This window comes from Rhizobium sp. 05N49, assembly GCF_056396805.1.
The window spans coordinates 17,520-30,358 of the sequence record NZ_JBFTME010000026.1 but is presented as its reverse complement, the minus strand read 5'-3'; the positions used below and the strand labels follow the sequence as shown (position 1 = coordinate 30,358).

At 61.6% G+C, this 12,839-nt stretch carries 12 protein-coding genes; 9 read left to right on the top strand and 3 right to left on the bottom strand.

From position 1 onward, the window contains the following. Window positions 1-50 precede the first annotated feature (50 nt). On the top strand, window positions 51-656 hold the full coding sequence (locus AC1DF8_RS32000) for a hypothetical protein (protein ID WP_113017230.1): 606 nt from the start codon (window positions 51-53) through the stop codon (window positions 654-656). Here AC1DF8_RS32000 and AC1DF8_RS31995 read toward each other — a convergent pair. Further along, the gene (locus tag AC1DF8_RS31995) at window positions 641-1,303 is read right to left on the bottom strand and encodes a sulfite oxidase-like oxidoreductase (protein ID WP_478156637.1); all 663 of its coding nucleotides are present in this window, start codon (window positions 1,301-1,303) and stop codon (window positions 641-643) included. The two genes, AC1DF8_RS32000 and AC1DF8_RS31995, sit on opposite strands and share 16 nt — an antisense overlap. Before the next feature lie 251 nt (window positions 1,304-1,554). Here AC1DF8_RS31995 and AC1DF8_RS31990 point away from each other — a divergent pair, with 251 nt between their 5' ends. From AC1DF8_RS31990 to AC1DF8_RS31955, 8 genes are all read left to right on the top strand, one after another. Beyond that, the gene (locus tag AC1DF8_RS31990) at window positions 1,555-3,288 is read left to right on the top strand and encodes a sensor histidine kinase (RefSeq protein ID WP_478156635.1); all 1,734 of its coding nucleotides are present in this window, start codon (window positions 1,555-1,557) and stop codon (window positions 3,286-3,288) included. Further along, the gene (locus AC1DF8_RS31985) at window positions 3,285-4,640 is read left to right on the top strand and encodes a sigma-54-dependent transcriptional regulator (RefSeq protein ID WP_478156633.1); all 1,356 of its coding nucleotides are present in this window, start codon (window positions 3,285-3,287) and stop codon (window positions 4,638-4,640) included. The genes AC1DF8_RS31990 and AC1DF8_RS31985 overlap by 4 nt, the downstream gene beginning before the upstream one ends. A 121-nt stretch (window positions 4,641-4,761) precedes the next feature. Then, the gene (locus AC1DF8_RS31980) at window positions 4,762-5,085 is read left to right on the top strand and encodes an ArsR/SmtB family transcription factor (protein WP_183882554.1); all 324 of its coding nucleotides are present in this window, start codon (window positions 4,762-4,764) and stop codon (window positions 5,083-5,085) included. Window positions 5,086-5,142: 57 nt separating this feature from the next. Beyond that, on the top strand, window positions 5,143-5,589 hold the full coding sequence (locus AC1DF8_RS31975) for an SRPBCC family protein (RefSeq protein WP_113117457.1): 447 nt from the start codon (window positions 5,143-5,145) through the stop codon (window positions 5,587-5,589). A gap of 206 nt (window positions 5,590-5,795) precedes the next feature. Beyond that, window positions 5,796-6,779, top strand: coding sequence for a tripartite tricarboxylate transporter substrate-binding protein (locus tag AC1DF8_RS31970; RefSeq protein ID WP_478156630.1), 984 nt, complete (start codon window positions 5,796-5,798; stop codon window positions 6,777-6,779). A 100-nt stretch (window positions 6,780-6,879) separates the two neighbouring features. After that, the gene (locus AC1DF8_RS31965) at window positions 6,880-7,341 is read left to right on the top strand and encodes a tripartite tricarboxylate transporter TctB family protein (protein ID WP_478156628.1); all 462 of its coding nucleotides are present in this window, start codon (window positions 6,880-6,882) and stop codon (window positions 7,339-7,341) included. Window positions 7,342-7,350: 9 nt separating this feature from the next. Further along, window positions 7,351-8,856 (top strand): tripartite tricarboxylate transporter permease, encoded by a 1,506-nt coding sequence (locus tag AC1DF8_RS31960; protein WP_112972094.1) that lies wholly within the window; start codon window positions 7,351-7,353, stop codon window positions 8,854-8,856. Window positions 8,857-8,948: 92 nt separating this feature from the next. Beyond that, window positions 8,949-10,124: a M20 aminoacylase family protein gene (locus tag AC1DF8_RS31955; RefSeq protein WP_478156626.1), complete on the top strand. Its 1,176-nt coding sequence runs from the start codon at window positions 8,949-8,951 to the stop codon at window positions 10,122-10,124. A 6-nt stretch (window positions 10,125-10,130) separates the two neighbouring features. On the opposite strand, the gene AC1DF8_RS31950 is transcribed toward AC1DF8_RS31955, so the two are convergent. Next, the gene (locus AC1DF8_RS31950; RefSeq protein ID WP_478156624.1) at window positions 10,131-11,918 is read right to left on the bottom strand and encodes an adenine deaminase; all 1,788 of its coding nucleotides are present in this window, start codon (window positions 11,916-11,918) and stop codon (window positions 10,131-10,133) included. Continuing rightward, entirely contained in the window at window positions 11,915-12,835 is a 921-nt protein-coding gene (locus AC1DF8_RS31945) for a nucleoside hydrolase (protein ID WP_478156622.1), read from the bottom strand. Before AC1DF8_RS31945 ends, AC1DF8_RS31950 begins: the two co-directional genes overlap by 4 nt. Between the last annotated feature and the right edge of the window lie 4 nt (window positions 12,836-12,839).

Here is a 12,839-nt window from a genome sequence, read left to right as displayed (position 1 = left end):
GCTCCCTCTTTCCTCGCGAGCCAGCGGCTTGTGTCGGAGTTGGACCCTTTATGAAGAACGTGTTGCGCGCCTTTTGTTTCGGCCTTGCCTTGCTCACTGCGGGCGGTGCATTCGCGCACAGCCCCAGTGGCGAGGGCAGTCGTTCCGGCCTGCCAGTGCCCGAGATCTCGCATGGCGAGATGGCGGTTATCTCCGGCTATCGCAGCCGTATCATGGATCTCGCCTCACGGGCGGTGGATACAAGCGAGCCATTTCGGCGTGTGCTGAACTATGCGGAAATCCAGTATTCCTACTGTCTCTGGGGCCGGATGCCGGGCAGCGTTACGGATGAGGAAAGCCCGTTCAACGAATGTGCCCACGCCTACCTGGCAGCGACCAAGGCGGTGCTGCTTGCCATGCGCGGCATGCCCCAGGAAGCCATGGCGGCTGGTGAAATCGCGTCGGCCGTCGATATCGATATGATCAGGCGCGGGCTCTCGCTGGTGACCTGCCGCTTCAGCGGTGAGGGTTTCAACACGGCTGATGTCGTGCGCCCGCGCTGGAGCGAAATTCCACTTCATCCGGCGAGCATGGCCTCGCTCACCGGATTTGCGTTGATCCTCGTCGCGGGGGTCTTTCTTCTCAGACGGCTTCTTCGGGCTCAGTCCTCGGAATAGCGCTGCTCGCGCCATGGATCACCATACATATGGTAGCCGTTCTTTTCCCAGAATCCGGCCTTGTCTGCTGGCAGCAGATCGATGCGGCGCAGCCATTTGGCGCTTTTCCAGAAATAGAGATGCGGCACGACGAGACGCATCGGTCCGCCGTGGTCACGAGTAAGCGGCTGACCCTCCCATGATGTGGCGAGAATGGCATCCTCGGCGGCGAAATCGGAAAGCGGCAGGTTGGTCGTATAGCCGTCGTAGCTTGTCAGCATGACGTAACCGGCTTCCGCCTTCGGCATTGCGAGATCGAGCAGGTCCCGGGTCGAAACACCCTTCCACTTGTTGTCGTAGCGCGACCATGTCGTCACACAATGGATGTCGGAGACCATCGTGCTTTGTTCCAGTGCCTGGAAGGCGGCCCAGGAAAGGTCGAGCGGCGTCTCGACGAGTCCGCGAACTTCCAGCTTCCAGCTATCGACGGAAACGATCGGCTGCTGGCCGAGGTCGAGCACCGGCCAGTTCTTGACCAGATGCTGGCCCGGCGGCAGGCGCTCCGTTTCCGGGCGGCTGATACGGCCGGTCAGGAATTTTCCCTCCGCAGCCCGGCGGCGTTTGGAGGTGGTGAGCTTGCTGTCTTCGGGAATCTGGTCGTCGCTCATGGCAGTCTCCTTGCGGCGCGGCAATCAGACATGCGCACCTGACATGTGTCAAGTTTCGGCACCTCTTGGAAATCTCCACCGCGCTCATTACAGTTGAAGCCGCCGGGTTATGCCTCCACGGGGAGCGGAGGCGGAAAGGGAGGAGCGAGACCCTGTCTTCGCGCTATCGTATCATTGCGGCGCTTTGCGCCGCACCCCTACTGATTTTCGCTTTCTTCTATTATGGGAGCGCCGTCGCCACGCGCGCCTATATGGGTGAAGCCTCGGCACAGGCGGGTACGGCGCTCCGGCTCGCTGTCTCGGCACTGAGTGGACATCTCAGCCGTTACGAAGCCTTGCCGGCACTGATTGCCGACCACGACGATATCAAGGAGCTGGTGAGCCGGCCGGACGACCGTCCTCTGCGGGACAACGCCAATCTCTACCTCAAGGAAATCAACGGGCTGCTGAAATCCTCCGATATTTACGTGGTGCGGCCGGATGGGGAGACGATCGCCGCCAGCAATTATGATGGCCCGGGCAGTTTCGTCGGCGAGAATTTCAGCTACCGTCCCTATTTCCAGGAGGCGATCGGCGGGCATCAGGCGCGTTTCTATGCCCTTGGTACAACCTCGCTGAAGCGCGGCTATTATTTCTCCTCGCCAATCCGGGTGGATGGCGAAATCCGCGGCGTCATTGTGTTCAAGGTTGATATCGACGTCATCGAATCCTCCTGGAGCGGCGGCGAATATCGCATCTTCGTCTCCGACCCCGAGGGCATCATCTTCATGTCCGGTAGTCCGGACTGGCTCTATGGGGCGATCCTGCCGCTGAGTTCGGATCGGGTAGCACGCACCGAGGCCTCGCGGCGCTATGCCAATGCGCGGCTCATCGAACTGCCGGTTATCCGCCATCGATTCGAAGAGCATGATCTGATGACGTTGGCGAGCGATCGCGGTCAAAGCGAATATCTCGTTCTTTCGCACTACATGCCGGCTGAAGACTGGACTGTAAACGTGCTCATGGACACGAGTTCCATCCGTGCGCAGGCCCGAACCGCACTCGTTGTCATCTTCCTCATTCTCTGCATTGCTGCTCTGACATTTGCCATCCTTCGGCAGCGCCGGATGCGTCTTGCAGAGCGGCTACAGCTGCAGGCCGAGGCGCGAAACCAGCTGGAACGGCGTGTCGAGGAACGCACGGCGGATCTTGCCCGCGTCAACAGCCGCATCGAGGAAGAGATTGCCGAGCGACGCCTGACCGAGCAGCAGCTGCGCCAGACACAGGCTGACCTCATCCAGGCTGGAAAGCTTGCCGGCCTCGGTCAGATGTCGGCGGCGCTTTCGCATGAGTTCAACCAGCCGCTCGCCGCCGCCAAGACCTATACCGATAGTGCCGCCGTGCTGCTGGAGCGCGGGCGCACGGAGGAGGCACAGGACAATATCCAGCGTATCGGCGGGCTGATCGACCGTATGGCTTCGATCAGCCGGCACCTGCGCAATTTTGCACGCAAACCCAATGAGAAGCTCGGCCCCGTGCCGCTCGACGAGGCGATCCGCGACACCCTGGAGATCATCGCCTGGCGGCTCAAGGCCGCGGATGCCGATCTGCGGCTGCATCTTGGAGCCCGGCCGCCAGTGGTCAAGGCCGGCTCGGTGCGTCTGCAGCAGGTGTTGGTCAACGTGATTTCGAATGCTGCCGATGCCGTCGAGGGGCTGGAAAACCGGTGCATAGAGGTTTCGGCTATCGAAGAGGCGGGCAGGGTGGTGTTGACCGTTCGCGATCATGGACCTGGTGTGCCGGCAGCGATTGCCGAGCGCATCTTCGATCCGTTCTTCACGACCAAGGGCGTCGGCAAGGGGCTCGGCCTCGGGCTCTCCATCTCCTACAACATCATCAAGGATTTCGGTGGCAGCCTGACCGTCTCCAACCATCCGGAGGGCGGGGCCGTGTTTCGCATCGAGCTTTCGGCTGCGGCGGGCTCGATGCCGGAGGCGGCTGAATGAACGAACAGAAGATATTGCTCGTCGATGACGAGGAGGAGTTACGCCGCTCGACGGCACAGGCACTGGAACTTTCGGGCTTCAACGTCGAAACCTTCTCCAATGCGGATCATGTGCTGGAACTGATCGGCTACAGTTTTCCCGGTGTCGTCGTGACCGATATCCGCATGCCGGGCATGGACGGCATGACGTTGATGCAGAAGATCCGTGAACTCGATACCGAGGTGCCCGTCATTCTCGTCACCGGCCACGGCGATGTGCAGCTTGCCGTGAAGGCGATGCGCGAGGGCGCCTATGACTTCATCGAGAAGCCGTTCACGCCGCAGATGCTCGCCGGCGTCATCCGCCGTGCCATGGAACGGCGTAGCCTCGTGCTGGAGAACCGGTTGCTTAAGGCCGTTGCCGGCAAGCGCGACGATATTGAGGCAAGGCTGCCGGGGCGAACGCAGATCATGGTCGATCTGCGCTACCGTATCCGTGCAATCGGGGCGAGTGACGCCGATACGCTTGTGGTCGGCGACACCGGCGTCGGCAAGGAAGTAGTGGCACGCGCGCTGCACGATATCAGCGCACGGGCCAGTCGACCCTTTATCGCCATCAACTGTGCGGCACTTCCGGCAAACCTGATCGAAAGCGAGCTCTTCGGGCACGAGGCCGGTGCCTTTCCGGGGGCTGTGCGTCCACGTTACGGCAAGTTCGAGCATGGGCGGGGCGGCACCATACTGCTTGACGAGATCGGCTCCATGCCGTTCGATCTGCAGGCGAAGTTCCTCCGCGTGCTGCAGGAGAGAATGATTTCCCGCCTCGGATCGAATGAAACCGTACCGCTCGACGTGCGGTTCATCGCCACAAGCAAGGTCGATCTGGAAGCGGAAGTCGCTTGCGGCCGATTCCGCGCCGACCTCCTCTACCGCCTGAACGTTGCGACCATTCATGTGCCGTCGCTTTCGCAACGCCGGGCCGATGTTCCGCTGCTCTTCATGCAACTCGTCAGGGAGGCGGCCGCGCGTTATGGCAAAGACGACATGGCTGTGCCGCCGGATGTGATTTCGGATGTCGCCCAGCGTGACTGGCCAGGCAATGTCCGTGAATTGCGCAACGCCGCTGACCGCTTTGTGCTCGGACTTGATGGCGGCGGCAGGCAGGCCGAAGCTGCGGGACTTGCCGAGCGTGTGGCGGAATTCGAGCGCGGCGTCATCGCCAGCGCGCTTGTCGCGCATAACGGCAGCCTGAGGCCGGTCTATGAATCGCTCGGCATTTCGYGCAAGACGCTTTACGAGAAGATGCAGAAATACGGCCTCGACAAGAAGCTTCTGGCCAATGAGATGGCCGGCGAGATGCGCCGCGAGCTTTGATCCCTTACAGATTTGATGCTGATTGCGCCTGGGTAGGTGTCTCTCTCGACTCAGATCTTGACAGGCAACCATTTGGTTGCCTATAAGATTACAATAGGCAACCAAATGGTTCCATGTCTAGATGGATGAAGATGCGGTTTTTCGAGCTCTGGCGGATGGCAGCAGGCGACGGCTACTCGATCGCCTGCATGCGCGCAACGGTCAGACGCTCGGCGAATTGTGCGAAGGGCTGGAGATGACGCGTCAGGCAGTGGCGAAGCATCTCGGCATTCTCGAAGAAGCAAACCTCGTCTCCACGCGCCGGCAGGGGCGCGAGAAGCTGCATTACATCAATCCGGTTCCGATCAACGAGATCGCGGACCGCTGGATCAGCAAATTCGAGCGCCGTGCATTAGAGGCGCTCTCCGATCTCAAGAAGAGCCTCGAAGGCAGCAAGGACGAATGAGACGTCCAGCCTGCCGGCGAGGGTGTGACCAAGCCTTGGCCAAAAGGGAGTATCATCATGGCAGGCAGCGCATTCAACTACGTCACCTATATCCGCACCACACCGGATCAACTCTGGTCGGCCCTTACGACGACGGAATTCATGAAGAAATTCTGGCTCGGGGTGCAGTTCGAAACCGATTGGAAGGCCGGTTCTGCCTGGCAGATGCGCTATTCCGACGGAACTGTCACCGATACAGGCGAAATCCTTGAATTCGATCCGCCCAAGCGGCTCGTCCTGAAGTGGCATAACGAGTTCAGGCCGGAGCTCAAGGCAGAAGGATTTTCCGAATGTGTGATCGAACTCGAGCCGGTCGGTGAGGCGGTAAGGCTGACGCTGACGCATTCGATGCCGGTCGAGGGCTCCAAGTTCATCGGCGCGGTCTCTGGCGGGTGGCCACAAATTCTCTCCAACCTCAAATCGCTGCTCGAAACGGGCGAGGTCGTTCTGCCGCCGAACCGGTGAGCGGCAAGCGATGGGTGGATTTCCACCCATCGCTTTAATCATTTGTTTCCAAATCGACCCATGTTGCGGCGCACTGGCGCAAAATCCTCATTCCTTCCTGCGTGCGGCAATTGAAGGCGCAGCGTCACGGCCTGCAAATGGGTCATCCGAGCCGGTGCGGAGGATGCGCCGGCGGGACGAATCCATTTTCATCAGGGAGGAAAACGATGAAAATCCTGAAGGCCATGCTCGGCGCCACTGCCGCCGCTGCCGTTTCGCTTCTTTCGTATGCCGCTTCGGCCCAGACCTATCCTGAGCGCACAATCACCATGGTTGTCCCTTTCGCCGCTGGCGGCCCGACAGATACTGTTGCGCGCCTCGTTGCTGAATCCATGTCGAAGGATCTCGGCCAGCAGATCGTCGTCGAAAATGTCGGCGGCGCCGGTGGCACGCTCGGCGCCGGCCGTGTTGCCGATGCCGATCCCGATGGCTATACGATCCTACTGCATCATATCGGCATGGCGACAAGCGCCACACTTTACCGCAAGCTAGCCTACGATACGCTTGGAGCGTTCGACTATGTCGGTCTCGTCACCGATGTTCCGATGACGATCGTTGCCCGCAAGGATTTCGAACCGGCCGATCTCAAGAGCCTGATCGATTATGTGAAGGCGAACAAGGACAAGGTCACCGTCGCCAACGCCGGTATCGGCGCCGCATCCCACCTTTGCGGCATGATGTTCATGAGTGCCATCCAGACGCCACTGACGACCGTTCCCTACAAGGGAACCGGCCCGGCGATGACCGATCTTCTCGGCGGCCAGGTCGATATCATGTGCGACCAGACGACCAATACGACGAAGCAGATCAAGGGCGGCACGATCAAGGCCTATGCCGTGACCTCGCCGGCTCGCCTCGATGTGCTCAAGGACATCCCGACCGCTGTCGAAGCCGGCCTGCAGGGCTTCGAAGTCGGTATCTGGCACGGCATCTATACGCCGAGGGGTACGCCGGCTGAAATCAACGAGCGCCTGTCGAAGTCGTTGCAGGTCGCGCTGAAGGATCCGAACGTCGCTGCTCGCTTCGCCGAACTCGGCACGGCTCCCTCTTCGGACGCCGAAGCAACGCCGGCTGCACTGAAGGCGAAGCTCGAGAGCGAAATCGCCCGCTGGAAGCCTGTCATCGAAGCAGCCGGCGAATACGCGGACTGAGCCTGACTGCGACATTCGCACCCTCCTCCCGGCCGGGAGGCGGGTGTTTGCGCAGCCTGATATCTGCAGCGACGCTCCATCTCCAACACCAGGAGACACTATGAAATCCCTCAGTTTCGACACCACCAATGTCATCTGCGGCGCATTGCTCGCCGCAACCGGTGCCTTCTTTGCCTATCAGTCGCTGGACCTCGATCTCGGTACGGCGTTGCGCATGGGCCCGGGTTATTTCCCACTCGTTCTCTCAGGCATTCTCGTCCTGCTCGGCCTTGTCATTCTCGTTCAGGCCGTGCGGGTTCAGGGCGAGCCGATCGAACCATTCGCCTGGCGCGGTATGCTCTTCATCCTGCCGGCCCCGGTCTTCTTCGGATTGACAGTGCGTGGGCTCGGTTTTGCTCCGGCAATTTTCCTGACGGCCTTCATCGCTTGCTTTGCGTCCAGTCGCATGAATGTGCTGTTAGCGCTGGTTCTTTCGCTGCTGCTGACGATCTTTTCGGTTGCGGTCTTCAGCTATGCGCTCGGGCTGCCTTTCGAACGTTTCGGCCCTTGGGTTCGGATCTAGGAGGCGGGTATGGAACTTTTCAGCAATCTCGCTCTCGGCTTCTACACGGCGGCAAGCCCGGAAAATCTGCTTTTCTGCCTGATCGGTGTGCTGCTCGGCACGCTGATCGGCGTGCTCCCGGGCATTGGTGCGACGGCAACGATCGCCATGCTGCTGCCCATCACCTTCCAGCTTGAGCCGGTCTCCTCGCTCATCATGCTGGCCGGTATCTATTACGGTGCCCAATACGGCGGCTCGACGACGGCGATCCTCATCAACATGCCGGGCGAATCCTCTTCTGCCGTGACTGCCATCGATGGCTATCAGATGGCGCGGAAGGGCAGGGCGGGTGCGGCGCTCGCAATTGCTGCGCTCGGCTCCTTCTTCGCCGGCTCGGTCTCGACTTTTCTCGTGGCGGTTTTCGCGCCACCGCTGACCGCGATCGCGCTGCAATTCGGCTCGGCGGAATATTTCTCGCTGATGATCGTCGGCCTCGTTTCTTCCATCGCACTTGCGCATGGCTCGGTCGTCAAGGCGCTGGCGATGGTGGCGCTCGGGCTGCTGCTCGGTCTCGTTGGCACGGATATCTATACCGGTACGCCGCGCTTCACGCTCGGCATTCGCGAATATGCCGACGGACTGAACTTCGTGGCGCTTGCTGTCGGTGTCTTCGGCATTGCGGAAATCCTGCGCAATCTGGAAGGGGAGAAGACCCGCACCGTGCTGATGGCAAAAGTCTCGGGGCTGTTGCCATCCAAGGAAGAGTTCAAGGAGATGATCGCGCCGATCATTCGCGGCACGGTGATCGGCTCGGCGCTTGGCATCCTGCCGGGTGGCGGGGCAATCCTCGCTTCTTTCGCTTCCTATACAGTTGAAAAGCGCGTTTCCAAGAAGCCGGAGGAATTTGGTCACGGAGCGGTCGCGGGCGTCGCTGGGCCGGAATCGGCCAACAATGCGGGCGCGCAGACCTCGTTTATTCCGCTCTTGACGCTCGGCATTCCGGCAAACCCTGTCATGGCGCTGATGGTCGGTGCGATGATCATTCAGGGCATCGTGCCGGGACCGAACGTGGCGACGGAGCAACCGGCGCTCTTCTGGGGCATCATCGCTTCCATGTGGATCGGCAATCTGATGCTCGTCATCCTCAACCTGCCGCTGATCGGGCTGTGGGTGAAGCTGCTGACGGTGCCTTACTACGTGCTCTTCCCCATCATCATGGCCTTCTGCTCGATCGGGGTCTACAGCGTCAATTCCAACGTCTACGACCTCTATGCCGTCGCCTTCTTCGGCCTCATCGGTTATGTGCTCGCAAAACTCCGCTGCGAGCCGGCGCCGTTGCTGCTCGGCTTCGTGCTCGGGCCGCTGCTGGAGGAAAACCTGCGGCGTGCCATGATCCTGTCGCGCGGCGACGCGACGACCTTCGTCACACGGCCGATCAGCGCCATCCTGCTGACGATTGCAGTAGCTGTGCTGATCATCGTCTTCCTGCCGAGCGTCAAGCGCAAGCGCGAAGAGGTCTTCGTCGAAGAGGCATGAGGGCTTGCGCTGACGGTCCGTTTGTTGAAAAAAGAACGATCTGATGCGGGCGCCGTCGGGCGCCCGTTTCGCTTGACAGGATATCCAGGCTCATGAGCATCCCCGCCCGGATCAGCAACGATCTGCCTTTTCTCACCACCCTTCGCCGCGATCTGCATGCCCATCCCGAGCTGGGATTCGAGGAGGAGCGCACCAGCGATATCGTTGCCAAGCTCCTCAAAGAGGCGGGTATCCAAGTGCACCGCGGCCTGGGTGGAACCGGTGTCGTCGGAACGCTGCAGATCGGCAATGGCACGCGCACGATCGGGCTGAGAGCAGACATGGATGCGCTCGCCATGCCGGAGACGTCGGATCGTCCTTACAAGTCGACCGTGCCGGGCAAGATGCATGCCTGCGGTCATGACGGGCATACGGTGATGCTGCTTGGCGCGGCACGGCATCTGGCTGAAGCGCGCGGTTTTTCCGGAACTGTCCATTTCATCTTCCAACCGGCCGAAGAGGGCCGTGGCGGTGCGAAGCGGATGGTAGAGGAGGGATTGTTCAAGCAGTTTCCCTGCGATGCCATCTATGGGCTGCACAATATGCCAGGGCTTGCCGTTGACGAAATTGCCGTTGTCGAGGGGCCGCAGCTTGCGTCTTCGGACAGCTGGCGCGTCCGCTTCCGTGGGACCGGCACCCATGGCGCAAAGCCGCATCTCGGCCGTGATCCAATTACCGCTGCCGGCACCTTCCTGTCGTCGCTGCAGACCATCGTCGGGCGCGTCGTCGATCCGCTTCAGCCAGCCGTCGTCAGCGCCTGCTCGGTCCAGGCCGGCAACCCGAAGGCCTTGAACGTCATCCCCGACATTGTCGAGATCGGCGGGACGGCGCGGGCTTATGCGCCCGAAGTACGCGATCAGCTTGAGGCCGAAATCGGCCGTCTGGCGCGCGGCACAGCCGCCATGTTCGGCATTTTGGCAGATTATGAATTCGAGCGCCGCATTCCGCCGGTCGTCAATGATGCAGATGCGGCGGCGCGGGCGCTTGGTGCTGCACAGGCAGTTTTCGGTGAAAAGGTGCGTACCAGCTTTCCGCCGTCGACTGCCGGGGATGATTTCGCTTTCTTCGGACAAAATGCGCCCGGCTGTTATGTCTGGCTCGGCAACGGCCCGGCCGTCGATGGAGCGCTGCATCACAATACGGCCTACGACTTCAACGACGAGGCGCTGGGATATGGTGTGGCTTACTGGGTGTCACTGGTGGAGCGAGAGCTCAAGGCTGAGGCGTAGCTCGCCTCAGAAGGTTTCCAGAATTGGGTTTTCCAGTACCTTGCCAGTGGTGACATCGGCAATGCCGCGGTCGGTCTGGTGCGGGCCGATATTGCAGGCCAGCGTGGCCCCGAAGCACGCCTTGAAGACCAGGTAGGGCGGCTGCCAGTCGACGATTTTCTCCATGGCCTTGCGGATGCCGGCGAAGCCTTCGGCGGTTACCTGCAGGCGGGCATCAGTTACAAGGCCGGAGAGCGGCAGGGGCAGCAGGGCCTCTATGCGGCCGTCCTTTGCGACGGCCATGCCGCCGCCGGCTTCGATGACAGCGTTTGCTGCAATCGCCATATCTTGCGCATTTCCGCCGAAAACGGTGAGGTTATGGCTGTCGTGCGAGACGGTGGTACAGAAGGCGCCGCGCCACTCACCCCAGCCGGTCAGAAAGCCGACACGCGGCTTGCCGTCAGCCAACCCGTGACGATGTGCAACTGCTATCATCGCGCTGCCGGCCGGCGGCACAACGAAGCCGTCGCAGACATCGGCAACTGCTTCGCCCCATTGCGTAAAACGCGGACGGCCGATCGTCGCAAGGCGGACTTTGGTGCCGTTGGCGGGAATGCGGAAGTCGTCTTCGGCAAGCGCTGCGAGCTTGACCGAATGCATGAGCGGCGTGGCATCGAGCGGTTGGATCGGATCCTTGACCGCGCCGTTCTCGGCGACCAGCCGACCGCCGGCGATGACGGCGCGGGCGGTAAAATCGGTCATGTCCTCGAATAGTACGAGATCGGCGCGGCGACCGGGTGCGATGAGCCCGAGGTCGGTACGCTTCGTGCGCTGTGCGGCGTTGAAGGTGGCGGCGCGCAGTGCCCATTCCGGGCGCATGCCGTAGCGGACGAGGCGGCGCAGGACATCATCGAGGCCACCATTCTGATGGAGCTCGTCGGGAAAGACATCATCGGTACAGAGCGTGACCGTCGGCGGAAGGTGGCCGATGTCGTTCAACGCCTCGACGAATTCCTCCAGCAGATGGTCGTGAGAGCCGCGCAGCTCGATCGTCATGCCGGCGGCCAGCTTCTGTAGCAGATCGGCGCCCGATGTCAGCTCGTGATCGGAGGTGATGCCGGCGGCCATGAAAGCGTTGAGGTCGGCACCGCCAAGCCCGCGGGCATGGCCGCAGACGAGCTTGCCGGAGGCAAGACCTCCATTGACGATATCGGTCATGCGCGGATCGCCATCGATGACGCCCCGCATGTTCATGACCTCTGCCACGCCGCCGATTGCCGGTGAGCGCAGCAGCTCGGCGATAACAGCGGCGTCGAAGTCTGCTCCTGCCAGCTCAAGTCCGGGTGCTGACGGCACGCAAGAAGGGGCAAGCAGGATCATGCGCAGCGGCAGATTGCGTGAGGCTTCGATCGCCCAGCGCACGCCGTCCAGGCCGTGGACATTGCCGAATTCGTGCGGATCCCAGACGATCGTCGTCACGCCGCGCGGCAACACAGCTTCGGCATATTCAGCCGGCGTAACCATCGAGCTTTCGATATGCATATGCGTATCGATGAGCCCCGGAGAGACGATGCTGCCCGTCGCATCGAGCACTTTCGCGGCATCGGTGCGGCTTGTCGGTGCATGAACACTTGCGATCATCGCACCGACGAGGCCGATATCGGCCTCGCGGACCAGGCCGGTGACGGCATCGAGGATGCGGCCGCCGGTGACAAGCATATCGAAGGGGCTGTCGCCGCGCGCAGCCGCCACGGCGCGGGCGCGTAATGCCGGTTCGTTGAGATCGGCGGGTTCCTGGCGCGGGTTTGCAGTCATTTGCGGGCCTCATTGACCAGGGCGGCGAGAATCATCACACGCGCCATATCGGCATCGATGTCAGCGGCGAACTCAGCGTTGAACGCTGCGTGGGTGGCGCGGGTTTCAACGACGGTGCGACCGCGCGTATATTGCCCCTGCAGTTCCGCATCGATGCGGGCAGGGCGAAAGCTCACCGCCTGCGGAGCGACGAAGGCGACGGCGGCAGAGGGATCGTAGATCGCCATGGCAGGACGGCCGCGGCTGGTGCCGATCCTGATGTAGCCGGCAAACATATCGGCGATCAGCTCGGCATTGACACCACCGGCGGTACGGACCGGATCGGCATCCTCAGGTTTTGCCAGAACCTTGCGGCAAAGGTCGAGATCGACCATGCGCAGCGGCAGATTGTGGGCGATGACGATTGCCAGTGCTTCGGGGTCGGCGAGCGCATTGAATTCCGCCGAGGCCGTGTGGTTGCCGATGGTGACGCCGCCGCCCATCCAGACGAGTTCGGTGATGCGGGCGGCGAGATCGGGGCGGGCGAGCGCCAGTGCGGCGATATTCGTCAGCGGTCCGAGCGCCAGGATACGATGAGGGCCTTCCAGTTCCAGCCAACGGCAAAGGGCAATAAAGGCGTCGCTGTCCGGCAGGCCCGGGGCCGGCGGCAGGTGCCTGCCCGTTGTCGGGATACCGCTCTCGCCGAGCACCGCCTGCGCGGTCTCGAGCTTGCCGAGAACGGGCATATCGCGGCCGATGTGGATTGGGAACGTCCAGCCGAAAGCCTTGGCGGCTCCCGCCGCGTTGGTGCGCACCTGCGACAGCGGCGTATTGCCGAAAACCAGCGAGACGCCGTCGATGTCGAGTTCGGCATTTGTCACCACCATGATGGCAGCGATATCGTCGAACCCCATATCCGTGTCGATCCAGACGCCCATGATC

Bases quoted from the DNA above. Each gene is read 5' to 3' on its own strand.
- AC1DF8_RS31995 (WP_478156637.1), bottom strand. From the start codon at position 1,303: ATGAGCGACGACCAGATTCCCGAAGACAGCAAGCTCACCACCTCCAAA.
- AC1DF8_RS31975 (WP_113117457.1), top strand. From the start codon at position 5,143: ATGGCAGGCAGCGCATTCAACTACGTCACCTATATCCGCACCACACCG.
- AC1DF8_RS31945 (WP_478156622.1), bottom strand. From the start codon at position 12,835: ATGGGCGTCTGGATCGACACGGATATGGGGTTCGACGATATCGCTGCC.
- AC1DF8_RS31950 (WP_478156624.1), bottom strand. From the start codon at position 11,918: ATGACTGCAAACCCGCGCCAGGAACCCGCCGATCTCAACGAACCGGCA.
- AC1DF8_RS31980 (WP_183882554.1), top strand. From the start codon at position 4,762: ATGGATGAAGATGCGGTTTTTCGAGCTCTGGCGGATGGCAGCAGGCGA.
- AC1DF8_RS31955 (WP_478156626.1), top strand. From the start codon at position 8,949: ATGAGCATCCCCGCCCGGATCAGCAACGATCTGCCTTTTCTCACCACC.
- AC1DF8_RS31970 (WP_478156630.1), top strand. From the start codon at position 5,796: ATGAAAATCCTGAAGGCCATGCTCGGCGCCACTGCCGCCGCTGCCGTT.
- AC1DF8_RS31960 (WP_112972094.1), top strand. From the start codon at position 7,351: ATGGAACTTTTCAGCAATCTCGCTCTCGGCTTCTACACGGCGGCAAGC.
- AC1DF8_RS31965 (WP_478156628.1), top strand. From the start codon at position 6,880: ATGAAATCCCTCAGTTTCGACACCACCAATGTCATCTGCGGCGCATTG.
- AC1DF8_RS31990 (WP_478156635.1), top strand. From the start codon at position 1,555: ATGGGTGAAGCCTCGGCACAGGCGGGTACGGCGCTCCGGCTCGCTGTC.
- AC1DF8_RS32000 (WP_113017230.1), top strand. From the start codon at position 51: ATGAAGAACGTGTTGCGCGCCTTTTGTTTCGGCCTTGCCTTGCTCACT.